The 26,487-nt window shown below is 67.9% G+C and carries 22 protein-coding genes, 3 pseudogenes and 1 other annotated feature; of the genes and pseudogenes, 13 read left to right on the top strand and 12 right to left on the bottom strand.

Annotated elements, in window-relative coordinates; all coding sequences use genetic code 11:
• Positions 1 to 57 precede the first annotated feature (57 nt).
• The 5 genes from cobT (at position 58) to V8J39_RS06310 (ending at position 6,100) form a co-directional block, all read left to right on the top strand.
• Complete coding sequence (cobT, locus tag V8J39_RS06290; protein ID WP_336459984.1) at positions 58 to 1,941, top strand: cobaltochelatase subunit CobT; 1,884 nt, start codon at positions 58 to 60, stop codon at positions 1,939 to 1,941.
• Positions 1,941 to 3,752 (top strand): aminopeptidase P family protein, encoded by a 1,812-nt coding sequence (locus V8J39_RS06295; protein ID WP_336459985.1) that lies wholly within the window; start codon positions 1,941 to 1,943, stop codon positions 3,750 to 3,752. Before cobT ends, V8J39_RS06295 begins: the two co-directional genes overlap by 1 nt.
• 64 nt (positions 3,753 to 3,816) lie before the next feature.
• The gene (locus V8J39_RS06300) at positions 3,817 to 4,167 is read left to right on the top strand and encodes a DUF427 domain-containing protein (RefSeq protein WP_336459986.1); all 351 of its coding nucleotides are present in this window, start codon (positions 3,817 to 3,819) and stop codon (positions 4,165 to 4,167) included.
• A gap of 131 nt (positions 4,168 to 4,298) precedes the next feature.
• Positions 4,299 to 5,708: an FAD-binding oxidoreductase gene (locus V8J39_RS06305; protein WP_336459987.1), complete on the top strand. Its 1,410-nt coding sequence runs from the start codon at positions 4,299 to 4,301 to the stop codon at positions 5,706 to 5,708.
• Positions 5,705 to 6,100 carry a YybH family protein gene (locus tag V8J39_RS06310; RefSeq protein WP_336459988.1) on the top strand — a complete coding sequence of 132 codons (396 nt, stop codon included), beginning with the start codon at positions 5,705 to 5,707 and terminating at the stop codon, positions 6,098 to 6,100. Before V8J39_RS06305 ends, V8J39_RS06310 begins: the two co-directional genes overlap by 4 nt.
• On the opposite strand, the gene V8J39_RS06315 is transcribed toward V8J39_RS06310, so the two are convergent.
• From V8J39_RS06315 to V8J39_RS06330, 4 genes are all read right to left on the bottom strand, one after another.
• Positions 6,101 to 6,409, bottom strand: coding sequence for a J-domain-containing protein (locus V8J39_RS06315; RefSeq protein WP_336459989.1), 309 nt, complete (start codon positions 6,407 to 6,409; stop codon positions 6,101 to 6,103).
• Between the two features lie 366 nt (positions 6,410 to 6,775).
• Positions 6,776 to 9,598, bottom strand: a complete 2,823-nt coding sequence (locus V8J39_RS06320; RefSeq protein ID WP_336459990.1) for a methyl-accepting chemotaxis protein — start codon at positions 9,596 to 9,598, stop codon at positions 6,776 to 6,778.
• 224 nt (positions 9,599 to 9,822) lie between these two features.
• Entirely contained in the window at positions 9,823 to 11,499 is a 1,677-nt protein-coding gene (locus V8J39_RS06325; RefSeq protein ID WP_336459991.1) for a hydantoinase B/oxoprolinase family protein, read from the bottom strand.
• 1 nt (position 11,500) lies between these two features.
• Positions 11,501 to 13,594, bottom strand: a complete 2,094-nt coding sequence (locus V8J39_RS06330; protein WP_336459992.1) for a hydantoinase/oxoprolinase family protein — start codon at positions 13,592 to 13,594, stop codon at positions 11,501 to 11,503.
• Between the two features lie 852 nt (positions 13,595 to 14,446).
• Between V8J39_RS06330 and V8J39_RS06335 the strand changes: the two genes are divergently transcribed.
• From V8J39_RS06335 to V8J39_RS06345, 3 genes and pseudogenes are all read left to right on the top strand, one after another.
• Positions 14,447 to 14,836 (top strand): hypothetical protein, encoded by a 390-nt coding sequence (locus V8J39_RS06335; RefSeq protein ID WP_336459993.1) that lies wholly within the window; start codon positions 14,447 to 14,449, stop codon positions 14,834 to 14,836.
• 149 nt (positions 14,837 to 14,985) lie between these two features.
• Positions 14,986 to 15,528, top strand: a pseudogene (locus V8J39_RS06340) (integrase core domain-containing protein); the annotation flags it as partial.
• Positions 15,529 to 15,677: 149 nt separating this feature from the next.
• Positions 15,678 to 16,942, top strand: a pseudogene (locus V8J39_RS06345) (IS3 family transposase).
• Positions 16,001 to 16,111: a sequence feature (AL1L pseudoknot), on the top strand. Its footprint overlaps the pseudogene before it by 111 nt.
• Before the next feature lie 36 nt (positions 16,943 to 16,978).
• On the opposite strand, the gene V8J39_RS06350 reads toward V8J39_RS06345, so the two are convergent.
• Positions 16,979 to 17,317 carry a disulfide bond formation protein B gene (locus V8J39_RS06350; RefSeq protein ID WP_336459994.1) on the bottom strand — a complete coding sequence of 113 codons (339 nt, stop codon included), beginning with the start codon at positions 17,315 to 17,317 and terminating at the stop codon, positions 16,979 to 16,981.
• Between the two features lie 3 nt (positions 17,318 to 17,320).
• On the bottom strand, positions 17,321 to 17,485 hold the full coding sequence (locus V8J39_RS06355; RefSeq protein WP_336459995.1) for a DUF2938 family protein: 165 nt from the start codon (positions 17,483 to 17,485) through the stop codon (positions 17,321 to 17,323).
• A gap of 71 nt (positions 17,486 to 17,556) precedes the next feature.
• On the opposite strand from V8J39_RS06355, the pseudogene V8J39_RS06360 reads away from it, so the two are divergent.
• Positions 17,557 to 18,532, top strand: a pseudogene (locus tag V8J39_RS06360) (IS5 family transposase).
• A 493-nt stretch (positions 18,533 to 19,025) separates the two neighbouring features.
• Here V8J39_RS06360 and V8J39_RS06365 read toward each other — a convergent pair.
• A complete protein-coding gene (locus V8J39_RS06365; protein WP_336459996.1) occupies positions 19,026 to 19,220 on the bottom strand; it encodes a hypothetical protein in 195 nt (64 codons plus the stop codon).
• A 259-nt stretch (positions 19,221 to 19,479) separates the two neighbouring features.
• On the opposite strand from V8J39_RS06365, the gene V8J39_RS06370 reads away from it, so the two are divergent.
• Both V8J39_RS06370 and V8J39_RS06375 read left to right on the top strand, forming a co-directional pair.
• Positions 19,480 to 20,448 (top strand): hypothetical protein, encoded by a 969-nt coding sequence (locus V8J39_RS06370; RefSeq protein WP_336459997.1) that lies wholly within the window; start codon positions 19,480 to 19,482, stop codon positions 20,446 to 20,448.
• 1 nt (position 20,449) lies between these two features.
• Positions 20,450 to 21,028 carry a hypothetical protein gene (locus V8J39_RS06375; RefSeq protein ID WP_336459998.1) on the top strand — a complete coding sequence of 193 codons (579 nt, stop codon included), beginning with the start codon at positions 20,450 to 20,452 and terminating at the stop codon, positions 21,026 to 21,028.
• A gap of 280 nt (positions 21,029 to 21,308) precedes the next feature.
• On the opposite strand, the gene V8J39_RS06380 is transcribed toward V8J39_RS06375, so the two are convergent.
• From V8J39_RS06380 to V8J39_RS06390, 3 genes are all read right to left on the bottom strand, one after another.
• Complete coding sequence (locus tag V8J39_RS06380) at positions 21,309 to 21,746, bottom strand: hypothetical protein (protein ID WP_336459999.1); 438 nt, start codon at positions 21,744 to 21,746, stop codon at positions 21,309 to 21,311.
• Between the two features lie 144 nt (positions 21,747 to 21,890).
• Entirely contained in the window at positions 21,891 to 22,187 is a 297-nt protein-coding gene (locus V8J39_RS06385) for a hypothetical protein (protein ID WP_336460000.1), read from the bottom strand.
• A 46-nt stretch (positions 22,188 to 22,233) separates the two neighbouring features.
• A complete protein-coding gene (locus tag V8J39_RS06390; protein ID WP_336460001.1) occupies positions 22,234 to 22,455 on the bottom strand; it encodes a hypothetical protein in 222 nt (73 codons plus the stop codon).
• Between the two features lie 421 nt (positions 22,456 to 22,876).
• Here V8J39_RS06390 and V8J39_RS06395 point away from each other — a divergent pair, with 421 nt between their 5' ends.
• Positions 22,877 to 23,242, top strand: a complete 366-nt coding sequence (locus tag V8J39_RS06395; RefSeq protein WP_336460002.1) for a hypothetical protein — start codon at positions 22,877 to 22,879, stop codon at positions 23,240 to 23,242.
• Between the two features lie 229 nt (positions 23,243 to 23,471).
• Complete coding sequence (locus V8J39_RS06400) at positions 23,472 to 24,152, top strand: VPLPA-CTERM sorting domain-containing protein (protein ID WP_336460003.1); 681 nt, start codon at positions 23,472 to 23,474, stop codon at positions 24,150 to 24,152.
• 157 nt (positions 24,153 to 24,309) lie between these two features.
• Here the strand turns inward: V8J39_RS06400 and V8J39_RS06405 are convergent, their stop codons facing one another.
• Together V8J39_RS06405 and V8J39_RS06410 are read right to left on the bottom strand one after the other, a co-directional pair.
• The gene (locus tag V8J39_RS06405) at positions 24,310 to 24,558 is read right to left on the bottom strand and encodes a hypothetical protein (protein ID WP_336460004.1); all 249 of its coding nucleotides are present in this window, start codon (positions 24,556 to 24,558) and stop codon (positions 24,310 to 24,312) included.
• A 180-nt stretch (positions 24,559 to 24,738) separates the two neighbouring features.
• Positions 24,739 to 26,355: an SGNH/GDSL hydrolase family protein gene (locus V8J39_RS06410; RefSeq protein ID WP_336460005.1), complete on the bottom strand. Its 1,617-nt coding sequence runs from the start codon at positions 26,353 to 26,355 to the stop codon at positions 24,739 to 24,741.
• Positions 26,356 to 26,487: the final 132 nt, after the last annotated feature.

A 26,487-nucleotide genomic window follows, 5' to 3' on the forward strand; every position in this document is an offset into this window, starting at 1 on the left:
CCTTCGGGGCGGCAAGACACTGGGCCCGGCCCTCGGGCCGATAAGGACCCGCGAGCGATGTCGAAACCCTCCGACAACCCGGCAGATCCCTTCAAGAAGGCGCTGGCCGAGGCCGCCAAGACCATGGCCGACGCGCCCGACCTGACCGTCAGCTATTCGGTCGACCCCTCGGGGATGGCCGGCGACACCATGCGCCTGCCGCAGGTCAGCCGCCGGATGACCCGCGACGAGGTGCTGCTGGCGCGCGGCACCGCCGACAGCCTCGCGCTGCGCCACCGCTATCACGACCCCAAGGTCTCGGGTCGCTACGCGCCGCAGGGCCAGATGGCGCGCGACCTGTTCGAGGCGATGGAGCACGCCCGCTGCGAGGCGGTGGGCGCGCGCGACATGCCGGGCACGCTGGGCAACATCGACGCCAAGATCGGCCATGACGCCGAGCGCAAGGGCTATGGCCAGATCCGCAGCCAGACCGACGCGCCGCTGGCGGCCGCCGCGGGCTATCTCGTGCGCCATCTCGCCACCGGCCGGCCGCTGCCGCCGGCGGCCGAAAACGTGATGGAGCTGTGGCGCCCGTTCATCGAGCAACAGGCGCAGGGCGCGCTGGACGACATCAACGCGGCCCTCGCCGACCAGACCGCCTTCGCGCGGCTGGCGCGCCGGATGATCGCCGACCTCGGCTATGGCGACCAGCTGGGCGACGACCCCGACACCGAGGACGAGGACGCCGGCGACGACGCGACCGAGGAGCAGGAACCGGAATCGGGCGACAGCCAGAACCGCGACCAGGACCAGGACGACCAGTCCGAGGCCGCCCCCGAGCAGAGCCAGGAGCAGCAGCAGGACACCGCCGAGGCGCAGGTCAGCTCGGACGATCTGGCCGACCAGCAGGAGGGCGAGGAGGCCGAGCTGCCCGAGGGCGACGCGCCGATGGAGCCGCCGCCCCCTGCCCCGCATTCCGACGCCGACCCCAACTATGCCGTCTACACCACCCAGTACGACGAGGAGATCCACGCGGCCGACCTTGCCGAACCGGCCGAGCTGGAGCGGCTGCGCGCCTATCTCGACCAGCAGCTCGAGCCGCTGAAGGGCGCGGTGTCGCGGCTGGCCAACAAGCTGCAGCGCCGGCTGCAGGCCCAGCAGAACCGCAGCTGGGAATTCGACCGCGAGGAGGGCACGCTGGACGCCGGCCGCCTGGCGCGCGTCGTGGCCAACCCGACGACGCCGCTGTCGTTCAAGGTCGAGAAGGACACCGAGTTCCGCGACACCGTGGTGACGCTTCTGCTGGACAACTCCGGCTCGATGCGCGGGCGCCCGATCTCGATCGCGGCGATCTGCGCCGACGTGCTGGCGCGGACGCTGGAGCGCTGCCAGGTCAAGGTCGAGATCCTGGGCTTCACCACCCGCGCCTGGAAGGGCGGGCAGAGCCGCGAGTCCTGGCTGGGCGCGGGCCGCCCGCAGCAGCCGGGCCGGCTGAACGACCTGCGCCACATCATCTACAAGTCGGCCGACGCGCCCTGGCGGCGGGTGCGGTCGAACCTTGGGCTGATGATGAAAGAGGGCCTGCTGAAGGAGAACATCGACGGCGAGGCGCTGGAATGGGCGCACAAGCGGATGCTGGGCCGGCACGAGGCGCGCAAGATCCTGATGGTGATCTCGGACGGGGCGCCGGTGGACGACTCGACCCTGTCGGTCAACCCGGCGAACTACCTGGAAAAGCACCTGCGCGACGTGATCGCCATGGTCGAGAAGCGCCGCGCGGTCGAGCTGATCGCCATCGGCATCGGCCATGACGTCACCCGCTACTACCAGCGCGCGGTGACGATCACCGATGTCGAGCAGCTGGCCGGCGCGATGACCGAGCAGCTGGCCTCGCTGTTCGACAGCGACCCGCGCAAGCGCGCGCGCGTCGTCGGCATGACCCGTGCGGCGGGGATGCGCTGATGTTCCAGTCCTTCGATGCCCCGACCAGCCCCCAGGACGGCCCGCCGCGGCTTGCCGCGCTGCGCGCCGAGCTTGAGCGGCGCGAGCTTGACGGCTTTCTCGTGCCGCGCGCCGACGCCTGGCAGGGCGAATATGTCAGCGCCCGCGACGAAAGGCTGTCCTGGCTGACCGGTTTCACCGGCTCGGCCGGGTTCGCCATCGTGCTGCCGTCGGTGGCGGGCGTCTTCATCGACGGCCGCTACCGGGTGCAGGTGAAGGCGCAGGTGGATCTGGCGCATTTCACCCCGGTGCCCTGGCCCGAGACCCTGCCCGGCCCTTGGCTGAAGGGTCAGCTTCCGGGCGGCGGCGTCATCGGCTTCGACCCTTGGCTGCACACCCCGAAGGAGATCGCCGACATCGAGGCCGCGCTGGCCGGATCGGCGATCCGGCTGCTGCCGGTCGCGAATGCGGTCGACGCGATCTGGCAGGACCAGCCCGCGCCGGCACGCGGCAAGGTCGCGCTGCAACCGATTGAATTCGCCGGCGAAACTGCCGAGGATAAACTCACGCGGATCGCGGCCGTCCTGAAGGCCGCGGGCCAGGCCGCCTGCGTGATCACGCTGCCGGATTCGATCTCGTGGCTGCTGAACATCCGCGGGTCGGACATCCCGAAGAACCCGGTGGTGCAGGCCTTCGCCATCCTGTCGGAGCGCGGCACGCTCGACCTGTTCATCGATCCCGCCAAGGTCGAGGGGCTGGCGCTGCCGAAAGCCGTGCGCCTGCACGCGCCCGACAGCTTCGCCATGGCGCTGCGCGGCCTTGACGGGCCGGTGCGGGTCGATCCGGCCTCGGCCCCCTGCCAGGTGCTCGAAGAGCTGAAGCACGGCGGCTTCGGCGGCCGCGGCATCGCGGTCGCGCGGGCCGAGGACCCCTGCCTGCTGCCGAAGGCGCGCAAGAACCCGGCCGAGATCGCCGCCACCACCGAGGCGCACCTGCGCGACGGCGCGGCGATGTGCGAGTTCCTGGCCTGGCTGGATGCCGAGGCGCCGGGCGGCGGGCTGACCGAGATCGCCGTGGTCAAGGCGCTGGAAGGCTTCCGCCGCGCGACCAACGCGCTGAAGGACATCAGCTTCGACACGATCTGCGGCGCGGGCCCGAACGGCGCCATCGTGCACTACCGGGTGACCGAGGGCACCGACCGCGCGGTGACGCCGGGCGAGCTGCTGCTGGTGGATTCGGGCGGCCAGTATGTCGACGGCACCACCGACATCACCCGCACCATCGCCGTGGGCGCGATCGGCGACGCGGAACGGCACGCCTTCACCCTGGTCCTGCAGGGCATGATCGCGGTGTCGCGCCTGCGCTGGCCCAAGGGGCGCGCCGGTCGCGATCTCGAGGCCGTGGCGCGCTATCCGCTGTGGCTGAACGGCATGGATTACGACCACGGCACCGGCCATGGCGTCGGCGCCTATCTCTCGGTGCACGAGGGGCCGGCGCGGCTGAGCCGGGTGTCGGACGTGCCGCTCGAACCCGGGATGATCCTGTCGAACGAGCCGGGATACTACCGCGAGGGCGGCTTCGGCATCCGGATCGAGAACCTGCTGACCGTGGTGCCCGCCCCCGAGCTGCCGGGTCAGGACGCGCGCGAGATGCTGGCCTTCGAGACCCTGACCTGGGTGCCGATCGACCGCAGGCTGGTGCTGCCGGCGATGCTGTCGGCGGCCGAGCGCGACTGGCTCGACGCCTATCATGCCGCCGTGGCCGAGAAGATCGCGCCGCGCCTGTCCGAGGCCGCGCGCGGCTGGCTTGCCACGGCCACCGCGCCGCTCTGACGCGAAATCGTCATCTTGTGATTGCAAGGTTCCGGTCTCTCCCCCCGGAGCCAAGGAGACTGCCATGTTCACCACCCTGACCGAACCCGCGATCCGCCGCCTGCCGGGCACCTGGGTCGTCCGCGCCGCCGGCGCCGTTCTGGGCGAGACCGACGCCGCGCTGGAACTGACCGAGGCCAACGGCCTCGTGCAGGTCTTCTTCCCCGAGGCCGATCTCGCGCTTGCGTTTTTCGAACGCAACGCCCGCAGGGCGCCGTCTGCTTTCAGCGAAAGCGTGCAGTATTTCGACATCATCGCCAGCAACGGCGCGATGACCGACGCGGCCTGGGTCCACGAGGCGCCGGTCGGCCGGGCCGAGCGTCTGGCCGGCCACATCGCCTTCGACACGATGCGCGTCGCGGTCGAGCGGATCTGACGCGGGCCCGGGCCCCGCTGCCGGTGGGCGGCTTCGGGCGGCGGTTTCGGGCTGACGCCGAGAGAGCTGCGCCCGGCCCCTTTCGCCCGGCGCGGCCCGCAGGTAGGGTGCGCGCCTGACCGGAGGACCCCATGCCCATCGACACCGCCCTGCCCGAACTCGCCGCCATCCTGGGCGACCGGATCAGCACCTCCCGCGGCGACCGCGAGCAGCACGGCGCATCCGAGAGCTATTTCCCGCTGACCCCGCCCGAGGCGGTGGCCTGGCCCGAGACCACGGCCGAGGTCGCGGCGATCGTGAAGATCTGCGCCGCCCACGGCCTGCCGGTGGTGCCCTGGGGTGCGGGCACCTCGCTCGAGGGGCAGGCGCAGGCGGTCAGGGGCGGCGTCGTGCTGAACATGACCCGCATGGACAAGGTCATCGAGATCCACTCCGAGGACATGCAGGCGCGCATCCAGCCCGGCATCACCCGCGAGGCACTGAACGCGCAGCTGCGCGACACCGGCCTGTTCTTCCCGATCGACCCCGGCGCCAACGCGACGCTGGGCGGCATGGCCGCGACCCGCGCCTCGGGCACCACGGCGGTGAAATACGGCACGATGCGCGACAACGTGCTGGCGGCCGAGGTCGTTCTGGCTGACGGCCGGGTGATCCGCACCGGCTCGGGCGCGCGCAAGTCCTCGGCCGGCTACGATCTCACCGGGCTGTTCGTCGGCTCGGAGGCGACGCTGGGCATCTTCACCGAGCTGACGCTGCGCCTGCACGGCCAGCCCGAGGCGGTGACGGCCGCGGTCTGCGCCTTCGACAGCCTCGCCGCAGCGGTCGAGACGGTGATCGCGACGATCCAGATGGGCATCGACGTCGCCCGGATCGAGTTCGTGGACGAGGCGACGGCGGCGGCCTTCAACCAGTCCGCCGGCACCGATCTGCCCGAGAAGCCGCACCTGATGGTCGAATTCCACGGCACGCCCGCGGCGGTCAAGGAACAGGCCGAGCGCTTCGGCGAGATCGTGACCGAGATGGGCGGCGCCGATTTCGCCTGGGCCGAGCGGCCCGAGGACCGCACCAGGCTGTGGAAGATGCGCCACGGCGCCTACCCGGCCTGCCTCGCGCTGCGGCCGGGGTCGATGGCGGTGGTGACCGACATCTGCGTACCGATCTCGCGCCTGGCCGAAGCCGTGGCCGAGACCCGCGCCGACATCGCCGAGGCGGGGCTGATCGGGCCGATCCTCGGCCATGTCGGCGACGGCAATTTCCACGCGATCCTGCTGGTCGACCGCGAGGACCCCGAGGAACTGTCGCGCGCCAAGTGGATCGCGGCGCGGCTGGCGGCGCGGGCGCATCGCTTCGGCGGCACGATGACCGGCGAGCATGGCGTGGGCATCGGCAAGCGCGGGCTGATGGCCGACGAGCACGGCGCGGGCTGGCAGGTGATGGCGGCGATCAAGCAGGCGCTGGATCCGCTGGGCGTGCTGAACCCGGGCAAGATCGTGCCCGAACCTGCGGTCGAGGCCGAGGCCGGAATCGGGGCCGGGGCATGAGCTTCACCGGACCCGAGGATTTCGCCCGGCAGTTCGCCACTGCCTGGGGCGCGCGCGACGTGGCCGCGCTGGTGACGCTGTTCTCCGAGGATGCCGACCTGCTGACCCTGACCGGCGCCTGGGCCGAGGGCCGGGAAGAGATCGGCAACGTTCTGGCCGGAGAGCTGGCGGGCGCCTTCGCCCGCGCCAAGCTGGTGACCGGCAAGGCCAAGGTCCGCGCCGTCGGCACCGGGGCCGCGGTGGTGATGCAGCGCTTCGTGCTGTCGGGGATCCGCAATCCCGACGGCTCGGACGCGGGCCGGATCGGCACGGTGCTGAGCGCGATCGTCGCGCCGGTGACCGGCACCTCCGGCTGGGAGGTGCGGCAGGCGACCTTCAGCGTCGAGAGCTGATCACCGACGATACGCCTGCTTCGCAAGGTCGATGCGGATCTCGAGCATCGAGATCTCGCGCAGGATCTCGCCGCGGCGGGTGCGGTCGCCCTCGGCCCGAAGCTCGGCGCGCAGGGCCGCGAGCGTCTTCGACAGGGTGACGAATTCCGGTACCGCGCCGGCCTCGCGCAGCAGCCGGTCAAGCAGCGCGCTTTCGGGATCGGCGACCTCGGGCAGCGGGCGGCCGGCCCCGGGCAGGTTGTCGAACGCCCCCTCGGCCTCGGCCTTGGCGATGCGCGCGTTGATCAGGTCGATGAGCGGATGGTCCATGCCTGCAGTCTGCCGCCCGCGCGCGACCGGCGCAACCACCGCGTGACGGCCCGGCTGCGCGGGCGCCAACCCTGGGCGCGGATGTTGTCCGGCACGGCCACCGGGGCGGATCCGGACGGCGCCCTTGGCGACGTGGCGTCGATACGCATGGGTCGAAGCCGATGTGCACGCACCGGCCGGGTTCAGCGCGGCATCGACGGGCGCGTCTTGCCGTGGGTCCGCCCGACATGGCGGGGCGACACCGGCCGATCGCAGGCGGATCGCCCCGTCGGGCCGCCGGATGACCTGCCGCCTGTCCGTGGCCCTGCGCGCTCCGGCCTTCCGGGGACAGGCGACGCCAGCCGCCTTGGCCGCCGTCGCACCGGGTCAGGCGGCGCGGCGCGGCGGCGCGGGACCGGGGCTGGTCGCGGGTCCCTTGGGGACCGCGAAGCGGTTCACCGCCTGCGACAGCTGCCCCGCCTCCTGCACCAGCATCCCGCAGGCGGCGGCGGTTTCCTCGAACATCGCGACATTGCGCTGGGCAGCGGCGTCCAGTTCGCCGACCGAGGTGTTGATCTCGCCGATGCCCGCGGATTGTTCCGCCGCAGTGGCAGAGATCCGCGCCACATGGTCCGAGATCTCGGTCACCGCGGTCACGATGGTCTCGAGCGCGGAGCCGACCTGGCGCACCGAGGTGACGCCGTTCTGCACATGGCCGCGCGAGTCGGCGATCAGGCGGTTGATCTCGGCCGCGGCCTCGGCGGCGCGCAGCGCCAGTGCCCGCACCTCGGAGGCGACGACCGCGAAGCCGCGCCCGGCCTCGCCGGCCCGCGCGGCCTCGACGCCCGCGTTCAGCGCCAGCAGATTGGTCTGGAAGGCGATGTCGTCGAGCACCGAGGTGATGCGCCCGATCTGCATCGACGAGCTTTCGATGCTGCCCATCGCGCTCATGGCGTCGGTCATGATCGTTCGGCTGGTCTCGGCGCTCTGGCGGGCCGAGGCGACGCGCAGGTTCGCCTGCCGCGCGCCCTCGGCCGAGGAGGAGACGGCGGCGGTCAGCTGGTCGAGCGCCGCCGCCGTCTGCTCGAGCGTCGCGGCCTCGGCTTCGGTCCGGCGCGACAGCTCGGCCGAGGTCTGCGAGATCCCGATCGAGGAGCTGCCGATCACCGTGGCCGAGGCGGCCAGCCCGCCGATCACGCCGCCCAGCGTCTCGATCGCCTGGTTGAAATCGCGCCGCAGCTGGTCGTAGGCGGCGGGAAAGGCGCGGTCGATGCGATGGGTGAGATCGCCGCGCGACAGGTGGCCAAGCCCCAGCGCCAGCGCGCTCACCACCTGCGCCTGCACCTCGGCCTCGGCGGCGCGGCGCTCCTCGGCCTCGCGCCGGCCGGCCTCGGTGCGGGCGGCCTCGGCGCGGTCGCGCGCCGCCGCCTCCTCGGCCTGGGCGCGGTCGCGCGCGCGCTCGGCGGCCTCGCGCCGGCGGGTCTCCTCTGCCTCGGAGGCGAGGCGCGCGCGTTCGGCCAGCTCGCGCGCGCGCTCCTCGGCCTGCAGGCGCTGCCGCTCAAGCGCGTTCTCGCGAAACACCCGCAGCGCCGCCGCGAGCCGCCCAAGCTCGCCATGTGCCGGCAATCCGGTGACCGGCGACAGCTCGCCCTGCGCCAGCCGCTCGGTCACCCGGATCGTGCGGTTCAGCGGCCGCACGATCATCGCCCAGGCCAGGAGCGGCGCCACCGCCAGCAGCGCCAGCGCCCCCGCCCCCAGCAGCCCCATCCGCGCCCGGGCCGCACCGACCATCGCCCCGATCTCGGCCGAGGTGGCCGCGATCGCCGCCCGGCTGCGCGCGCTGTCCTCGCCGATGCGGCGGGTGATCTCCAGCACCGCGACCGTCGCCTGCCGCCCCTCGAGCGCGGCCTTGTCGGCAGCCGCCAGCGCCGCGCGGCGGCTGGCCGCGACGCCGCTTGCCGGATCGGCCAGCGCGAGCATCTCCGCGACCTGCGCCACCAGCGCCGGATCCTCGCCCGCGACCCGGTCGCCGAGGGCGGCGGCGGCGGCGGCGAGCGATTGCGCCCGCCGCCCCAGCGTCGCCGCATCCGGCGCCAGCGCCACCTGCAGCGCCGCGGCGAAGACGTGCTTGGCCGCGGCATCGAGCGCGGCGATGTCGCGCAGCCGAAGCGCCTGCCCCTCGAGCAGGCGGCTCAGCGTTCCGCGGCCGAGCGCGCGCGTGCCCGCCCCGCGCGTCGCGAGGTCGGTCCCGAGATCCCCGAGCGCCGCCGAGAGGGCGGCATCGGCCTCGGCGCGCAGGTCGAGAAGGCGGGCCGGCGCAGGTAGAGAGGCAGGCGCAGGCAGGGGGGAAGGCGCAGGCAGGCGGGACGGATCGGGCGGGCCCACGCGGCCCTCGGCGGTGAACGCCCGCGCGAGCCCGGCACGCGCCGCCCCGAGAGGCCCGGCGGCGGCGGCGGTCGCCGGCGCCTCGGCCAGCCGCGGCACAAGCGCCGCGAGCGCGGCATCGGCGGCGCGTGCCGGCGCGGCCAGCGCCGCGCGCAGCACCGGATCGTTGGTCCCGGCCGCGGCGAGCGCGAGGCCGCCGAGCAGGTTCAGCTCGGCCCGCGCCCGCAGCGCGGTGCCCAACAGCGCGACATCGGTGTCGAGGATCCGGCCAAGCCCGGAATCGAGTTCGGCGATCACGGCGCCGCCCTCGGCCAGCATCTCGTCGCGCGCGCGGGCAGAGGCGGCGGCCAGCGCGGCATCGACCTCGGCCTCGAGCGCGGCGGCATGCTCGACCGCGGTGGCGATCGCGGCATGGCTGTCGAATTCCGCCGCCCGCGCCGCCGCCAGCTCGGCCAGCCCCTGCCCGGCCGCGCGCAGCGCCGCGTCGAGCGCGGCACGACGCTCGGGCGAGAGCGCCGCGATCCGGGCCCGCGCCTGTGCCAGCGTCGCCTCGAGCGCCGGGCCCAGCGCCGCAAGCTCGGCCCGGGTCTGCAGCGCCAGCAGGTCGATCAGGCGGCCGCGCAGCTCGGCCGCGGCGAGGCTGACGGCGGCGCTGCTTTCGAGCTGCGGCAGCCGGTCCTCGGTGAACTCGGCCAGCCCCGTGGCGATGGTCTGGAACACCATCCAGCCGATCACCGTCGCCGCGAGCGCCGTCGCGCCAAGCGCCGCGAGGATCGTGGCGATCCGGGTGAGGATGCTGCCGGAGAGGCCGCGAAGGACGGACATGCGCGTTCCCCCCCCTCAGCCGTGCCGGGCGCGGGGGGCGGCGATGCCGGCGACGGGGCCCCGCGCCGCGGCCCGGACCGTCGGCGCGGCAGCCATGCCGGCCGCCTTGGGCATTGCGAACATCTCCGTCCCATCCTCGCGGTTGCGCGCCCCGCAAGGCTTGGCACCGAAAGATGGTGAAATGGTTGATGCCGCCCGCCCCCGGCGGCGGCCGGCTGGCCGCCCTAGCCGAACAGCCGCTTCGCCGTCTCGGCGTCATAGCGGCCGAGACGGACGTCCTCGGCCACCAGCGCCGGGTCGCGCTCGGACGCGGGGCCGTAGCCACCGCCGCCCGGGGTGCGGACATGGACCCGGTCGCCCGCGCTCAGCGCGATGTCCTGCGCCTTGGAGAGGTGCTCGGGCACGAAGCTGTGGCCGCCTTGCGTGACCACGACCCGGTTCACGCCGCCATCCTCGCCGCCCAGCGCGCCCTGCGGCCCGAAGCGGCCGTGGTCCATCACGAAGCTTGCCCGCGCGGTGCCGCGCAGCAGCTCGACCTCGTAGTCGAGGCCGAAGCCGCCGCGGTGCCGCCCCGCCCCGCCCGACCCCTCGTGCAGGGCATAGCGGTGGTAGAGGATCGGGAACTGCTGTTCCATGATCTCGACCGGGGGCGATTTCGAGATGCCGATGGTCGAGCAGCCGTTCGAGATGCCGTCGCCGCCGGCATAGCCGCCGTAGCCGCCGCCCGAGATCTGGTACATGACGTAGCTGCGCCCCTCTTCGGGCACCTCGCCGCCCAGCGCGAAATTGCCCGAGGACCCGGCCGGCGCGGCGGTGACGACGTCGGGCAAGGGGCCGACGAGGGCGGCGAAGACCGCCTCGGCGATGCGCTGGCTGACCTCGGCCGCGCAGCCCGACACCGGGCGCGGATAGCGCGCGTCGAGGAAGGTGCCCTCGGGGCGCAGGATCCGCAGCGGCTCGAACGCGCCGGCCGAGATCGGCACCTCGGGGAAGATGTGGCGCATCGCGAGGTAGACCGAGGATTGCGTCGTCGCCCAGACCGAGTTCATCGGCCCCGTGCAGGGCGGGGACGAGCCGGAGAAGTCGAACACCAGACCCGTGTCGTCCGAGGTCACCGACAGGCGGATCTCGAGCGGCCGGTTCACCACCCCGTCGCTGTCGACGAAGGCCTGCGCGGTGTAGGTGCCGTGCGGGATGCGCGCGACCGAGGCGCGCATCTGGCGCGCGGCGCGGGCGCGCAGCTCGGCGATCGCCTCGCGCACGGTGGCGTCGCCGTAGCGGTCCAGAAGCCGCCCCAGCCGCGCCTCGCCGACATAGAGGGCCGCGGCCTGCGCCTTGACGTCGCCGATGCGCTGGTCGGCCACGCGGATGTTCGAGCAGATGATCGCGTAGATCTCCGCGTCCATCTCGCCCTGCTTGAACAGCCGCACCGGCGGCAGGCGCAGGCCCTCCTGCTCGACCGCCGTGGCCGAGGCCGAGAAGCCCCCCGGCACCGCGCCGCCGGTGTCGGGCCAGTGGCCGGTGTTCGACAGCCAGCAGAAGATCTCGCCGTCGCGCCAGACCGGCATGGCGAAGCGCACGTCCATCAGGTGGGTGCCGCCGAGATAGGGGTCGTTGACGATGTAGATGTCGCCCGGCTTCGGCGCCGCGGCGCGGCCGTCGCGGATCATCTCGATCAGAGTCGCGGTCGAGAACTGCATCGTGCCGACGAAGACCGGCAGGCCCTGCGAGCCCTGCGCGATCAGGCTGCCGTCGGTGGCGGAATAGATCCCGTCCGAGCGGTCGTTGGCCTCGGCGATCACCGGCGAGAAGGCCGCGCGCGAGAAGCTCAGGTCCATCTCGTCGCAGACCTGCTGCAGGCCGGACTGGATCACCGAGAGCGTGATCGGATCGATCGCCATGTCAGGCCCCTTCCATCTGCATCTGCGCCGCGTCCGCCGCCGCCGCGGGGGCGAGCGTCACGATCAGGTTGCCGTCCGCGTCCTGATGCGCCTCGCAGCCCGGCTCCATCACCAGCGTGCAGTCCATCTGCTCGACGATCGCGGGTCCGGCGATGACCGCGTCGGCAGGCAGGTGGTCGCGCCAGTAGACCGGCGTGTCGACCCAGCCGTCGAACCAGACCGGGCGGGTCGCGGTCTGCGCCTGCGCGAGCGTGGCCTTGCGCCCCGAGGCGTCGATCAGCCGCGACAGGTCGATCTCGGGCCGGCGGCCGATGACCGAGGTGGCGAGGTTCACCACCGCCGGGCGGATTTCCGGCAGGCGGACCTGGAAGCGGCGGAAATAGGCCTCTTCGAACAGGCTGCGCAGCGCCTCGCGCGTGGGCGTCGCGGTCGGGACCGGGACGCGCAGCAGGTGGGTTTGGCCGATGAACTGCATCTCGACCGAATGGCTCAGGCGCAGCGCCTCGATCTCGACCCGCTCGCGGGCGATGGCGGCCCGGCCGGCCTCGGCCTGCTCGGCGAAGATCGCGTGCAGCGCGTCGATGTCGACGGCGTCCAGCGGCCGGTTCACGGTCTGCACGAAGTCGTGGCGCAGGTCGGCCACGACGCAGCCCAGCGCGTTGGTGATCCCGGGCCGCGCCGGCACCAGCACCCGCGGCACGCCGAGTTCGCGCGCGATGGCGCAGGCATGCAGCGGCCCGGCGCCGCCGAAGGCGAAAAGCGCGAAGTCGCGCGGGTCCTCGCCAAGCGAGATCGACACCATCCGCACCGCGTCGGCCATCTTCGCCGTGGCGATGCGCAACACCGCCGCCGCCGCCGCCTCGGGCGCAAGCCCCAGCCGCGCGCCGAGATGCTCGGCGAAGGCCGCGCGGATCGTGTCGATCGACACCCCGCCCGCCATGGTGTTCAGCTTGCCCGGGTCCATCCGGCCCAGCAGCATGTTGGCGTCCGAGATCGTCGGCCGGGTGCCGCCCTTGCCGTAGCAGATCGGCCCCGGGGTCGAGCCCGCGCTGTCCGGGCCCACCTGCAGCAGCCCCGCCGCGTCGATCCGCGCGATCGAGCCGCCCCCGGCCCCCACCGTGCGCACGTCGACCATCGGCACGTGGATCGGCATCGCGTATTCGATCTCGATCTCGTGGCTGACGGCCGGGTCGGCGCCGCGGATCATCGCCACGTCGGTCGAGGTGCCGCCCATGTCGTAGGTCAGCAGGTCCGGGATCCCCGCCCGCCGCCCGGTATAGGCCGCCGCCATCACCCCCGAGGCCGGCCCCGACATCACCGTCTTCGCCGCCTCCTCGGCCACGATCCGGGCCGACACCATGCCGCCGTTGCCGTTCATCACCAGAAGGTCGCGGTCATATCCCCGCTCGGCCAGCCGGTCGGCCAGCCGCTCGACATAGCGGCGCAGCAGCGGCTGGACCGAAGCGTTGACCGCCGCCGTCACCCCGCGTTCGAACTCGCGGCTTTCCGACAGCAGCGCATGGCCCAGCGTGATGTTGCCGTTGGGCCATTCCTCGCGCGCGATCTCGCCCGCGCGGATCTCGTGCGCGGGGTTGGCATAGGCGTGCAGGAAGTGGATCACCAGCGCCTCGCAGCCCGCGGCCACCAGCCGGCGCAGCCGGTCGCGCAGCGCGTCCTCGTCCAGCGGGCGGTAGACCGCGCCCGTGGCCATCATCCGCTCGGGCACCTCGAGGCGCAGGTCGCGCGGGATCAGCGGGCGGAACTGGCCCTTCATGCCATAGGCCTGCGGCCGGGTGCGGCGGCCGAGTTCCAGCACGTCGCGGAAGCCCTCGGTGGTGATCAGTCCGGTGCGGCAGAGCTGGCGTTCCAGCACCGCGTTGGTGGTGGTGGTGGTGCCGTGCACGATCAGGTCCAGCGCCGCGGCATCGACCCCCGCCGCGTCAAGCGCGGCCAGCACGCCATGCGCCTGATTGTCGAGCGTCGTGGGCACCTTGGCCAGCCTCACCTGCCCGCTGCGGCTGTCGTAATGCACGAGGTCGGTGAAGGTGCCGCCGACGTCGATCCCGGCGAAGGCCCCGGTTGCGCGCGCGCTCATGCCGCGGCCTCCGGGCGGGCGCGGCGCGGGCCGGGGATCGAGGCTGCGGGGCGGTGAGGCGACATGCGGCGGCCCTTCCCTGAAGTGGCTGGCGGCGGAACTTCCGTTTGCACGCAAACGATGAGGATCACGCTACGGAGCGCTGGCCGGGCTTGTCAACGCCGACGCGCCGCCCGGCCCGCCGCGCCCGGGCGCGGCCGTCGAAGCGCCCAAGACGCGGGCGTCTGGGCCACTGGTGCCGCCGCGGTGGCGCCCGTGCGGGCCGCTTCGGCCGCAAGTCGCCGGGCCGGTGCGCCGCTTGCGCTGGACGTCGAAGGTTTTGCCATCCAATCGCCCTCCGATGCCGCCGTCCTGCAGGCCATGTGCTGCGCCGGGTCATGATGACGCGGGAAACTGGCCCGTGTCCGCGCCACCGTCCCGGGACGGTGGCGCGGACACGGACAGCCTCGGGGCAATCCTGCAGTGCCCCGGGCGCTGGCGGGCTCGGTCGGCCGCAGCACGCCGCTCGCCAACCGCAACGCCAGACGGGGCTGGCGTGACCGGGACGTTGCAGCGCGTGGGTCACATCCGCGAGGATGCGCGGGGCCACCGCGCTGGCGCTGAAGCGATGGAACGGCCCGACGGTGCCCCCGGCCGCGGCGCGGGCTGGCGGGCGCCCTGCCCCAGGCCGGCAGCCTTGGGACGTTCCCCAACGCGCAACGGCCCCGGCGAGATCCGAGCGCCTGCACACAGTCGGGCTACGCGCCCGGGCCGGGACCATTTCCGCAGGGCGGATCGTTTGTTGTTCGAAGCATCGCAGATCCCGACCACGACGGCGGGTTCCGGTGATCGAAGATCGAAGGAGGACCTTACATGAAAACCGCCAGCAAATTCCTGACCGGCGTCGCCGCCCTCTCGCTCATGACCGGCGCGGCCTTCGCGCAGTCGATGACCACCAAGGCCGACGGCAGCGACGATCCCAGCGGCTTCGTGCGGGACGCCAAGTCCGAGGCGACCGAGATGCCCACGAACATGATCGAAGGCGATGCCCTGCTGGGCAAGACCGTCATGACCTCTGACGGCGAGGTCGTCGGCGTCGTCGACGGTGTCGCCGAAGAAGCCGACAACCGCCAGCGGATCTACGTGAACCGCAGCGAGGCGATGGGCGGCGGCATCTTCTCGGTCGTGGTGCCGGAGAACTACGTGCCCGAGGACACGATCGAGCTCGGCATGTCGATGGAAGACGTCAAGAAGCCGATGTGAACGACCACGACGGTTGCGTCGGGAAGCCCGGCCGGAGCGATCCGGCCGGGCTTTTTCCATGCGCCGGCTGGGCGCGCATGGCGATCCTGGTTGGGCCATCGTGACTGGGTCATCGTGGCTGGGATCCAAGCCGACGCGGGGTTGGCCGGGTGTCAGATGGTCGCCGCTTCCGGGTGCTGTGCGTCATCGACGACTTCAGCCGGGAATGCCTGGCCGCGGTCGTGGACACCTCGCTGTCAGGGCAGCGCGTTGGCTGTGAGCTCGACAGCATCGCTCGGATGCGCGGCCATCCATGCATGATGGTCAGCGATCGACGAGGATCAGAAAACGATCCGGGGGATCGTTTTCCTCAGGAGGGGCACGGCGTTGACCTCGAACGCCATCCTCAAATGGCAGAAGGACCGCAAGGTCGAGTGGCACGACATCGCTCCGGGAAAGCCCATGCAGAACGCGCGCGGCGGCCCCGAACCGGTGGCGGCTCGCCGCTCGCCGTCGAGAGCTTCAATGGCCGCCCGCGAGACGGGTGCCGCAACGGGCACCTGTTCGCCAACCTGTGCCACGCTCGGGAGCTAATCTCGGCCCGGCGCGACGACTGCAACCATCACCGTCCCCACACGAGCCTCGACGGGCTCACCCCGTGGGAGTATCCCCAAGGGGCAGTAGAGGACCAAACCCTGAACAGAACGAACTAAAGAACGCGGACTCTAAAGGGAGCATGTCAGCGAGCCGGCATCTGGCCGCCCACTCTGGATGCGATCCTCACGGCGTTGTTGCTCTACTCGGCTGACTGAACCGCCCCATGTTTGCCGGAGGCTCCAACTCCTGAGTAGGATGGAGCATCATGAGCAAGACGACGAACAAGTTTTCCCCCGAAGTGCGCGAGCGTGCCGTGCGCCTGGTTCTCGACAATCAGGGTCAGCATGGATCGCGCAGGCAGGCGGTCATGTCGATTTCCGCGAAGATCGGCTGTGCACCCCAGACCCTGAACGAGTGGGTCAAGAAAGCCGAGGTCGACAGCGGCAAGCGTGCTGGCATCCCGACCGACATGGCAGAGAAGATGCAGGCGCGGGAGCGGGAGAACCGGGAGCTGCGCCAAGCCAACGAGATCCTGCGCAAGGCGAGCGCACATTTTGCGATGCTCGAAGGCACTGCGTCACTGCTTCGAGCAGTGCCTGAGAGGCTCGACCGCCGGTCGAAGTGATGGTCGGGTTCATCGACGATCAGCGAGGGGAGCACGGGGTCGAGCCGATCTGCAAGGTTCTGCCGATCGCCCCATCCACCTACTAAGATCACCTGGCGAAGCGGGCCGATCCGGCCCGGTTGTCAGATCGAGCCCGACGCGACGCAGTCCTGCGGCCCGAGATCGAGCGCATCTTCGAGGAGAACTGGCGTGTCTACGGCGTGCGTAAGGTCTGGCATCAACTGCATCGGGAGGGTTTCACCGTCGCCCGTTGCACCGTGGCTCGGCTGATGAAGGGCATGGGTATTCAAGGCATCATCCGGGGCAAGCCGCACAAGACGACCACCCCCGACAAGAAGGCCCCGTGCCCGCTGGACAAGGTGAATCGGCAGTTCCGCGTGCCCGCGCCTGACATGCTCTGGGTCAGCGATTTCACTTACGTCGCCACCTGGAGGGGGTTCGTCTATGTCGCTTTCGTCATCGACGCCTACGCGCGCCGCATCGTTGGCTGGCGGGCGAGCCAAACAGCGCACGCAGGCTTCGTTCTCGATGCCCTCGAACAGGCTGTCCACGATCGCCGCCCAGTCAAGGGCGCGGGGCTCGTCCACCATTCCGACCGCGGGTCGCAATACCTGTCTATTCGCTACACCGAGCGGTTGGGTGAGGCCGGCATCGAACCATCCGTGGGCAGTGTCGGCGACAGCTACGACAACGCGTTGGCGGAAACGATCAACGGTCTCTTCAAGGCCGAGGTCATCCATCGCCGTGGCCCGTGGCGCAACTTCGAGGCCGTCGAATATGCCACCCTTGAATGGGTGGACTGGTTCAACAACCGCCGCCTGCTCGAGCCGATCGGGAACATCCCGCCGGCGGAAGCCGAGGCAAACTTCTACGCCGCGCTGGAAACTGAAGACATGGCCGCGTAACTAACCGAAATCAGCCTCCGGCAGACCCGGCGCGGTTCAGATCCGACGGTAAAGCTCGTCCACGCCGAGGCTGCCCACCGGATCCGAGGTGCAGGAACTCGGACCTGCGAAGACGCCTTGCTCGACCCCGACATGGTAGCCGGCAAGCATCGCCGAGCCGACGGCGATCAGGCTGCCGATCACCGCCAGGCTGCCTCGCCGCGTGATGATCGCCACTATCCCGACGAGCAAAGCCGCGACATGGACCCAGCGCTGGTCCATGCACAGGTGGCAGGGTGGGATGCCGCCCAGATACTGGAACCCGAGTGCGCCGAGCAGGAGGGCCGCGGAGCCCGCCGCGGCTGCTCCGACCCGTGATCTGAGTCCAAGACGCATGACTTAGGCCACGAGGCGCGCGAGCAGATATTGCGCGATGGCGAAGACGACATGCGCGATCAGGACGTAGGTGATCATCGCGCCGGCATTGGGCAGCTTGCGCGCGAAGATGCCGCCGCCCATGCCGGGCATCAGGATCATCAGCCCGGCGAGCGTGCTGATGATCACGCCGATCGGCGTTGTTGCACTTATCAGTGAGGCGGATTCACGTCGTGAATCCTGCACGTTAGCTTCGGGCCATGCCGAAGCCCTCTTCCCCTCGCTATCGCACGACGAACTGGCCCGACTATAATGCCGCTCTGCGCCGCCGCGGATCGCTCTCGATCTGGTTCGACCCGACGATGGCTTGGCATGCCGCGAAGACCGGCAAGCGCGGCCATCCAGAGACCTTCTCCGACTGCGGAGGAGCGGAAAACAGTCCGGGGGACTGTTTTCCCGACGCAGGCGATTCAGACCTGCCTGACGCTGAAGGTGTTGTTCGGCTTGCCGCTCCGGCAAACGGTGGGGCTGGTCGCCAGCCTGATCGAGATGGCAGGATTGGACTGGCCTGTGCCGGACCATTCCACGCTCTGCCGCCGCCAGGCGCGGCTTGCGGTGCAGATCCCCTATCGCCGCCCGGACGGCCCCGTGACCCTGCTCGTTGATAGCACCGGCATCAAGTTCCGCGGCGATGGAGAGTGGCAGGCACGCAAGCATGGTGCGTCGCGCCGCAGGCAATGGCGCAAGGTCCATATCGGCGTGGATGCTCAGACCGGAGACGTCCGGGCCGTCGAGTTCACGTCCAGTCGGCAAGGCGACAGCCCGCTGCTTCCAGCCCTTCTGGCGCAGATCCCCGAGGATACTGAGATCGGTTCGGTCACGGCCGACGGTGCCTATGACACCAGACGATGCCATGTCGCGATCAACGAGCGAGGGGCCGAAGCGCGCATCCCGATCCGCAAGAACGGTCGCGCCTGGAAGGAGGACTGCCAGGCCGCCTGCGTCCGAAACAACATCTTGAACGAGACACGGCGCTTGGGGCGAGCCAGCTGGAAGCGTTCGGTTGGCTACCACATCCGAAGTCGGGTCGAGGCGCGAATGAATTGTCTCAAGGCCTTCGGCGACCGCATCGCTTCCCGCGACCCGGATCGGCCGACCACAGAGATCCAGATCCGCATCGCCATCATGAACAGATACAACACCCTCGGCACCGCCGAGATCACTGCCGTGAGCTGAAGACCGAGCGGGAAAGGGACAGATCGGCCTTCAGCCGATTAGAGCAACAACGCCGACGGCGGCGACCGAGTTCGAACTGCATCAGAAGACGGTTCTGGCGCGCATCAAGGCTGCCGGCGTGGCGACCTTGCAGCTCGACGGGCGATCCGCCGGCCAGATCTGGATGCGCCCGGACATCGAGCATCTCCTCTGATGAGGAACAGGCAGCTCCCTCGGGAACAGGTGTCTCGAGTTGGTTGTCAGGAAAATACGTCGTGATTACAGCCGAATAGGGCCGCGTGACGCATGATCGCACCTTTCGCGCTTGACAGGGGTGTGCGCGAAAAGTGCCAAACCGTGCACTCTTATGCCTTCTCTGCAGCAGTATATTGGTGAATGGCGAGCCGTGGAGAAGGCCCAGCGGCCATAGATTTCAGACGCTTGCGCTGGCAACTATGGGAATTCCGCCCCATGTAATTTCAATGGCTTGCAAGGCAGTCTGGAAACCGACCGCTCAATCCAGTCGAGCCTTTAGCGCCTCGAGCCCCGTGATCGCCGCGTCATAAGAATCGAGCGCCTTCGGGTGGTCATCTCGCTGTCGGCGATAGAAGAGCAGCCAGGCATCGAGCTGGTCGAGCGGATAGGTGTTCGACCAGATCTTGCCGGTCAGGGTGAAGGTGCCGGCCGCGGCATCGTGAGTGACTTGCATGGCGATAGAGCTAGCCTCTCGGACACGGGCAGGCAACATGACGAACTCCGAGCCATCCGGCGCAGCCACCAGATCCACAATATGCGAAACAACAAGATCGATCAGAGCCGGTTGCACTGAACCGAGCCGTGCGTGGGCGGGCGCCGGGGAGCGAACACGAATCTCTTGGCTAGGTAAAAGCAGGCGTTAGGGTACCGGCCGCGGCTGGTGCAGTTGTGTCCGGGCGTGACGCACAAGATCTATACCCGGACCAATATACATGGCACTTCCCTCAACACATCGATGGGTCACCATCGGGCGCCTTCACGTCAGGAACCATGCTAGAGCACCCGAGACAGCACCTCAGCACCGCATCGATGATCTCTTTGCTGCCCTTCGGGCTGTAGAAGGGCAACCGGAAGGGCGTCGAAACTACTTAAGCGACGATAAGAGAATGTGGACGTCGCACGTTCAACAAGACGACAACTATGTCTATCTGATGATTGAGGTTGGCGACAAACGGATTGCGGATCCTTCCTTTTTCGACTTTCAAGCGAACACATCCAGAACTGGCATCAAACTTGCGACAGAGGGTGGTCACTTTTGCGCTCATGTATTGATTGCCAGGCAACCAGATCGACGGAACAAGTACCTGATCCTTTGCGAGAAGGTGCCAGGTGTGCAGTTCTATTCTCTGACGGCGCACCTTAACTGGCTCCTGCGAGGATTCCCGAAATCCATCGAAATCGACGGCGCGGAAAGAGCCTATACCGGAAAGGTGGTTATTGAGGGCCAACAATCTCGAACCCTGCAGGACGCCATCGATCAAGGATCACTCCAAGATGTAGAGCTTGTTGGCCACAAAACCCTTGACGCGGGTGCTGACGAAGACAGTCCCGTGCGAGAAGAGACCCGCCAAATTCGGTGGTCGATCAAACGCAGGGTGTCCCGCGAAGAGGCTGTCAAAGTTTTCAGCGATGCGTTTACCAAATTGCGCGGATGGACGCCTGTCGAGGGAGAGGAACGTCACCTGCTTGTCCGAATCAAATCCAAGGACAATCAAATCAAGACCTCGGAGATAACATCAGATGCAGAAGCGGCAGATGAGGCGGCACGCGAGGCATTGGAATCGACTTTTTACCTTAACGAGATTATAAAAGATTTCGACGAAGACCTCACACAAAGCTACTCGGACCTTCGGCAGGATGTTTTGAACAAGATGCGCGCGCTGGCTGTACGAGGAGAATAACATGGCGATTTCAAGAGGAATGGTGATCTCGAATGTCATCCACCTCCTCACACCATTCTCCTTCTTCCGCCTGAAAAGCGACGACATTAAGCTGTACCAGTGGCACTTCCCGACTGTCTTAGCCGCAATAATTGTTGCGGCGATCTACATCCTAGACCCAAGTTACCTCAAGTTTAATCTGTCGATGGCGGTTAGCAGCACAACAAACTTGATGGGTGTACTGATTGGCTTCTACATTGCAGCGCTTGCCGCAGTGACGAGTTTTCCTAACGTTGGCTTAGATGGCCCGATGAAGGGCAGCGTGCCCGTTATCCGGGAGAGGTATAAGAAAGTTTTTTCCAGCATATCCCGACGCAGATTTCTTTCGATCCTGCTCGGCTACTGTGCCTTCATCGCGATCTTAGTTTATGTCATGGGCTCCGTCGCTTCGGCTGTGACACTCGGTCCTGCGATCGATGACAGCGTCTCCGAATTCCTAAAGCTCGGCTGGTGGTTTGTTTACACTTGGGTTCTCAGCAGTCTCCTGACCGTCACGCTTCTTTGCCTCCATTACTTAATTGATCGCATGCACCGAGATTAGGTTAGTTCAGCGAAGGTAGGTCTGTGCCCCCTTGACTTAGAGCCGCTCAGCTACAGCGACCCTCTCACACAGACCTGGTGCCATATAGCGGGGAGACTGAACCTCCGACATCCTCGGTGTAAACGAAGCCGCCGAGGCGCAACCTGTTGTAATCTGGCGAAACGAGCACTTTGTAGGCGGCCCCAGATGTGCGTTTTCGCCATCTGTTCCGGTTCTTGTCAGTTCAATGAACTTTGGAGAGCTTCGTTAGTCCCTCTGAGACCCCGACGCGGCGAACCGGCTAACCGAGGAAGCTCAGGACCGCTTCCTTGATGGCTAGCGAGCCCATCACAAAGAGCACTCCAGAGATGACTACGGCCAAAATCCCCGTGAAGTGGAACGCTCGCTTGATCCAAGGGTAAATTTCCCACCGCATGCCAGCGACATAGCGGGCAGCCGTTGCAGCGTTGGCATAGTGGGTAAAGTACGCGCATACGCCGGCAACAACTGCCGCGACCAAGCCCCACGCGTAGAGCATTAGTGCTTCGGCAACACCACGCACTGTGTCTGGAGATTCACCTGCAGTCTCGGCTACGCTGGACAGCGAAGAGAGCACAGCAACCGCTGCCCCGCCATTGATCAGAACCAGCATGGCTATGATCTTGTCCGCTGCGTCCCGAGCCGCCGAGTTGTTGGCCTGAAACTCCTGATTCCACGCCGCTCTTTCCTGTTCGTCCATCCCTGCCTCCTCACATCCAGCCGTATTAGAGACAGTCCGCGCCGGAATGCAAATCCATCCGCAAGCACCTGAAATCCCCGGATAGTCCGCTGCGAAAATCCCCGGACAGGTCGTGAACGGATCGCGAATGTTGCGGGGCTGCCTTCAACCTTTTCCACGAGAAACCGCCTCCGCCCAGCGTCCCAGTACACGCACACACGCGCCGGCCTGCCCCTCCGCCCGCAGCGCGAGCTGGTCAGCTGGTCGCGGCCTTGAGCTGTGCCTGCAACGCCCAAGCCCCGCGATCCCCTTGTCATACGAGTTGCCCGACTTCGGGTGTTCGTCCCGCTGGCGACGGTAAAACGCAAGCCAGGCGTCGAGCTGGTCGAGAGGATAGGTGTTCGACCACATCTTCCCGGTCAAGGTGAAGGTGCCAGCCGCGGTGTTGTGGGTGACTTTCATGGCGGCTCGATACCGCGCGCCTGGAACGGCGCCAAGCCCCCTGGCCCTAAACCTCGATCACCGGCAGCCCCACCACCTCGCGCGCTGGCCGCAGGCCCATCGACCCGCCCACCACACCGGTCAGCGCGATCATGTCCACTGCGCCACGCCGGCCACACACCGAACACCGCGCCCGCCGCAGCACCTCGTCACGGTGCAGCCAGCGCGACATGGCGACCGTGGCGCGGTGGCCGCAGGCGCAGGTGATCAGGGCATAGCTCGGGCGCATGGGCCGTGATCGCGCGGCTCGGGGCGAGTCGGCAAGAGATGTTCTCAGATTGTTCGCGCCGCAGCCGCGATCGAACTAAACAGAATCGTTTGCACAACAATTGTTGCGTGCAACATTCAGTTTGCTCGCAGAGGGAGCCTGTCATTTGAGTTAGTGCTGGTAGCGCAAAGGTCGCCGAGGCGGTGGAGCCTCCCTATTGCTAGGTGCTTTTCGGCGCGATGGCCATTGGTTCATTGCTGGCCATCGCAGCCGCAGCGGCGCCGATCGCGGCGTGTACCGAGGAGCCCTCTGTTGCGCGGCGCGTGACCGACGGCGGCAATGGGGAAATCATACCGCCGCCGGGCGCAGCCGATGAGGACACATCAGCCGCAGTTCAACTTATGCGATAGCGCTTGGATCCATGCTGCCTGCAAAATAACCCATGGTGGAATCATTTTTAACGACCCAAGGTTCCGACGCATGTCCCCACAAGGAGGGTGACGCCGTGCCGCGATACCGGGTTTCGTTTCAGATTGGGCACAGGCCAGCATCCGAGCAGGTCCGCAAGGACATCTACGCGGCAGCGCTCGTCCTGTCCGACCAGGGCTGGCAGATGCAGACGCCGACGTCTGTCACCTTCGAGAGCGCCTTCGACATCGACCTGATTGCGGAGGTGATGCGCGACCAGGTTCGTCCCGATCTCGATACGGTGACGATCCGCAGCTCCGAGCTGGAGATGCGTCGGATCGTCGGGCGCCGCGACGACTTGGGGGAAGCCGTCGGTGCCCCAGCAATCAGGGTCGTGTGACTGCTCTCACGTCAGGTCGATGGTCCCGGCGACAGCCATAGTCAGGAGAGCCGCCGCCGGTGTGCGGAAATGCCGAGAAAAGCACGTGCGCGACGTCTCTGTATCGCTCAGACGGCCGCAACCAACGCGAAGCCTCCGCCACATTTTCGCCCTGTTCACATTTTGCCCCACTGTAAAAAGCCAATCGAATCGAACAAGGCTAGAACTGATGTATTTTTAGAAGGTTACGATGAAGACTTTTGGTATAGCGATAGCGGCAGCCGCCCTGATCGGCGCGGGGTCAGCCAGTGCAGCAACTCTCACATTCACTGGCTTGTCCGGAGAAGGCGGACGATTCCGAAACGCGCCATTCTATGAGGCGGGGTTCCGTGTCGGAAATGCACCATCAAGCTACGGCACAGGAGGAGCAAACCAAGCGCTGTATTTACTCTCCGACGGTGCCGACTTCCCTCGCGAGGTCATGATCACGAATGAAGCGGGTCGCCTGTTCTCTGTTTTCAGCTTCGACCTCGCCCAAGGGCCTCAATATGGGATCATCTCAGGCGGCGAATCGTGGGGGCCATACACCCCGGCAAAGTTTAACAATGTGCGCTTGACCGGCTTCCTAAACGGTCAAGTCGTCTCGACGGTCTACCTTGCCTCTTGGGTCGAGCCTGGCACAAACTCCTACCCACGCACGTTCACCGCGATCGACCTTGGCAATGCCTTCCGCGATATTGATGCCTTTGAGATCGCTGCAATTACCCCGTGGAATTCTCCCGGCGCAGACGGAATCACGTGCATCGATTTCCCATGTTCAACATTCCATATCGATAATGTGCAACTCGCGCCCGTACCATTGCCTGCCGCTGGATTGCTTCTGGTAGGTGGTCTGGCTGCTATCGCAGCGCTGCGTCGGCGGAGGACATAATGCGAATAGCCCCACCGCTCATTGCCGTGGGGCTACTGTGTTCATGCCGTCATCGGATCACTTTTAAAAGGAGTGAACTTCTGCTGCGTGATGCCGGTCGGGCTACTAACGACCTCCCCGTAGTGCGGCGGAGAGGCCAGCGATACTGGAGACGGGCTCAGGTAATACCCGACAGAGCTGGCGACTTGTCCCCGCGCTGATGGGCCAGAACGATCTGGGTAAAATTGTCAGCGATGGCCGCAGCGGTCGCGACACTGTACCCGATCTCCATCATCCGAAATTGGAGGTCTTCTCTGGACATCTTCGACAGCTCGATAGCTGCCTCGCGGTAGGTCGGGGTCAGACGCTCGTCCACGCTTTCGCCGGGGATGTACGTGTGGCGGTCTCCCAAGACATAGCGGCTCATGCTGCAAGCTCCGTAGATGTTGTGACAGCGGCGTGCAGGTCCCAGTAGCGATCCTCAATGAGGGCGTAGGGGGCGATGCGCGGGTGCGACTGGATAACGGCGGCTAAGAAACGCGCCTCCCCCGCAGTACAGCGGAGGAGGCCAGCGATGCGGGTGGCGAGGTGTTCGGTGGTCATGATGTCACAGGTGCTCCAGCATGGTCGCGCTCACATAGCCAAAGATGCTCCCGGTATTCGCGGTCCACGACAGCCGAACGGTGCCGTCGGCGGGGACGGTGATGGGCGCGAATACCCCCATGTTGGACGCCGCGCTCGTTGCGCCGTCTATCACCAGCTGCTCCCCGCCCGTGAGAGTGTAGAGACCCTTGCGATCCGTTGCAGACGAGGCTCGGGTGGCCACTGCAGTCACCCGCACCGTGTCGCCCGGGCAGAGGTGCCGCCAGGTGATCTCGTTTGTGAAGCCGGGTGCCGCCGCCAGGTACCCACCGAGCAGCTCGGCGAGCTGCAGCCGCGTGTCGGCGATACGTGCAAAAGCGCCGGTCCCGCCGCCACCCGTATCCGAGCTGACGCCCTCGCTCGGCGGGCTGCCCCCAACGCGCGCGCCGTAGTGCATCCAGCCGTCGAATTCGGACGTCAGGTCGAACGCCCCTGCCCCCATGCCTTCGTCGCCGTACAGGCTGATGACTTTTTGGTATTGCAGCGACGAGCTGGGGACCATCGTCACGCGGTTGGTTCCGCCGTATCCGAAGCGGTATACCCTGCCGCTTCGGGTGGTGGGCTCCGTTTGACCCAGGGCACGCGCTGCAATCCTGGCCAAGAGCTGCCTACCGTAGAGATCGACGTTTGCGGTTGTCAGGTGGATGCCATCCGCGAGCATGATGTCCTGTAGCGGAGCAGACCACGGGTACATGTCGAAGAAATACTGCCCTTCAGCGATATGTTCCGGATAGGCGGCTTCGGCCTTCGGGATGAAGATGTTTTCGTTGTACGGGAGCGAGCCGTTTGCCTCGGTGGACGGGTCAGACGTTACCGCCGGGGCGTCCGAGTAGTACCGCTTGTGCGGGATGCTGATGATCTGCTTTGACGCCGCAAGATCAAGCTCCGCGATGAAGCCGTCGTAGCCGGTGGAAATAGCCGTCGCGCCTCCCGGGTACGGGCGGTTATCGGAGATGTCGTTGCCCCCGGCCACCGCAGACAGCAGGACATCAGATCCCGGGAAGTCGGTTCGGGCCGTGGCTGCCTGCGCAGTGATGGCGGAGATGGTCGCTCCATCGATCGCGTAACTGCGGAAGGTGACTGGGGTCGTGAAGCCGACCGCCGCCATATACGGCTCCATCCAAGCGGATTTCGTAGCGGTGTTTTGTCCGAATGCACGGGCCGGCAGGCTGTCGCCGAGCACGACAAGGCTGGACTGGGTGAGGAGCTCGGGCATGGCGACGAACTCACCGCCCGCCGCCTCCCCCACCGTCGCCAGCGCGATGCCGGAGATCGTGCGGCCCTCGCCGTCCGTGCCCGAGGCCATGACCGCGACGGCTGCGCCAGCGGCCGCCCCGCCCGGAACGATGAACGTCCGCGTTACGGTGCCGGTGGTGCCCGAGCCCGAGAGCGTGACGGGGGTGCCGCCCACCGAGACCGAGGCGCTGGTCAGCGTCCAGCCCGCGGGGCCGGTCATCGTCAGCGTCACCGTGTCGCCGGGGAGCGGCGACAAGCTCGACAGGAGGATGGTGATGCCGGCGAGAGCGCCACCACCGGGGCGTGGGCGCGGGCGATGACGCCCTCCGAAGGGATGACGGGCCATGGGGTTCTCCTTAGTGATTTGGCTGGTGTCAGTTGTCGAGCGTGCCGCCGCCCGGTCTCGGGCGCGGTCTGGGTCGTTTGCTCATGTTCAGGTCCTCTTCAGCGGGCCAGCGCGGCGCGGGCCTATGGCGCT

The organism is Frigidibacter sp. MR17.24 (genome assembly GCF_037095655.1).
In the GTDB taxonomy this organism is placed as follows: Bacteria; Pseudomonadota; Alphaproteobacteria; order Rhodobacterales; family Rhodobacteraceae; genus Frigidibacter.

Excerpts from the sequence above, each read along its gene's own strand:
- cobT (WP_336459984.1), top strand. The coding sequence starts at position 58 with ATGTCGAAACCCTCCGACAACCCGGCAGATCCCTTCAAGAAGGCGCTG.
- V8J39_RS06295 (WP_336459985.1), top strand. The coding sequence starts at position 1,941 with ATGTTCCAGTCCTTCGATGCCCCGACCAGCCCCCAGGACGGCCCGCCG.
- V8J39_RS06300 (WP_336459986.1), top strand. The coding sequence starts at position 3,817 with ATGTTCACCACCCTGACCGAACCCGCGATCCGCCGCCTGCCGGGCACC.
- V8J39_RS06305 (WP_336459987.1), top strand. The coding sequence starts at position 4,299 with ATGCCCATCGACACCGCCCTGCCCGAACTCGCCGCCATCCTGGGCGAC.
- V8J39_RS06310 (WP_336459988.1), top strand. The coding sequence starts at position 5,705 with ATGAGCTTCACCGGACCCGAGGATTTCGCCCGGCAGTTCGCCACTGCC.
- V8J39_RS06315 (WP_336459989.1), bottom strand. The coding sequence starts at position 6,409 with ATGGACCATCCGCTCATCGACCTGATCAACGCGCGCATCGCCAAGGCC.
- V8J39_RS06320 (WP_336459990.1), bottom strand. The coding sequence starts at position 9,598 with ATGTCCGTCCTTCGCGGCCTCTCCGGCAGCATCCTCACCCGGATCGCC.
- V8J39_RS06325 (WP_336459991.1), bottom strand. The coding sequence starts at position 11,499 with ATGGCGATCGATCCGATCACGCTCTCGGTGATCCAGTCCGGCCTGCAG.
- V8J39_RS06330 (WP_336459992.1), bottom strand. The coding sequence starts at position 13,594 with ATGAGCGCGCGCGCAACCGGGGCCTTCGCCGGGATCGACGTCGGCGGC.
- V8J39_RS06335 (WP_336459993.1), top strand. The coding sequence starts at position 14,447 with ATGAAAACCGCCAGCAAATTCCTGACCGGCGTCGCCGCCCTCTCGCTC.
- V8J39_RS06350 (WP_336459994.1), bottom strand. The coding sequence starts at position 17,317 with ATGCGTCTTGGACTCAGATCACGGGTCGGAGCAGCCGCGGCGGGCTCC.
- V8J39_RS06365 (WP_336459996.1), bottom strand. The coding sequence starts at position 19,220 with ATGCAAGTCACTCACGATGCCGCGGCCGGCACCTTCACCCTGACCGGC.
- V8J39_RS06370 (WP_336459997.1), top strand. The coding sequence starts at position 19,480 with ATGGCACTTCCCTCAACACATCGATGGGTCACCATCGGGCGCCTTCAC.
- V8J39_RS06375 (WP_336459998.1), top strand. The coding sequence starts at position 20,450 with ATGGCGATTTCAAGAGGAATGGTGATCTCGAATGTCATCCACCTCCTC.
- V8J39_RS06380 (WP_336459999.1), bottom strand. The coding sequence starts at position 21,746 with ATGGACGAACAGGAAAGAGCGGCGTGGAATCAGGAGTTTCAGGCCAAC.
- V8J39_RS06385 (WP_336460000.1), bottom strand. The coding sequence starts at position 22,187 with ATGAAAGTCACCCACAACACCGCGGCTGGCACCTTCACCTTGACCGGG.
- V8J39_RS06390 (WP_336460001.1), bottom strand. The coding sequence starts at position 22,455 with ATGCGCCCGAGCTATGCCCTGATCACCTGCGCCTGCGGCCACCGCGCC.
- V8J39_RS06395 (WP_336460002.1), top strand. The coding sequence starts at position 22,877 with ATGGTGGAATCATTTTTAACGACCCAAGGTTCCGACGCATGTCCCCAC.
- V8J39_RS06400 (WP_336460003.1), top strand. The coding sequence starts at position 23,472 with ATGAAGACTTTTGGTATAGCGATAGCGGCAGCCGCCCTGATCGGCGCG.
- V8J39_RS06405 (WP_336460004.1), bottom strand. The coding sequence starts at position 24,558 with ATGAGCCGCTATGTCTTGGGAGACCGCCACACGTACATCCCCGGCGAA.
- V8J39_RS06410 (WP_336460005.1), bottom strand. The coding sequence starts at position 26,355 with ATGGCCCGTCATCCCTTCGGAGGGCGTCATCGCCCGCGCCCACGCCCC.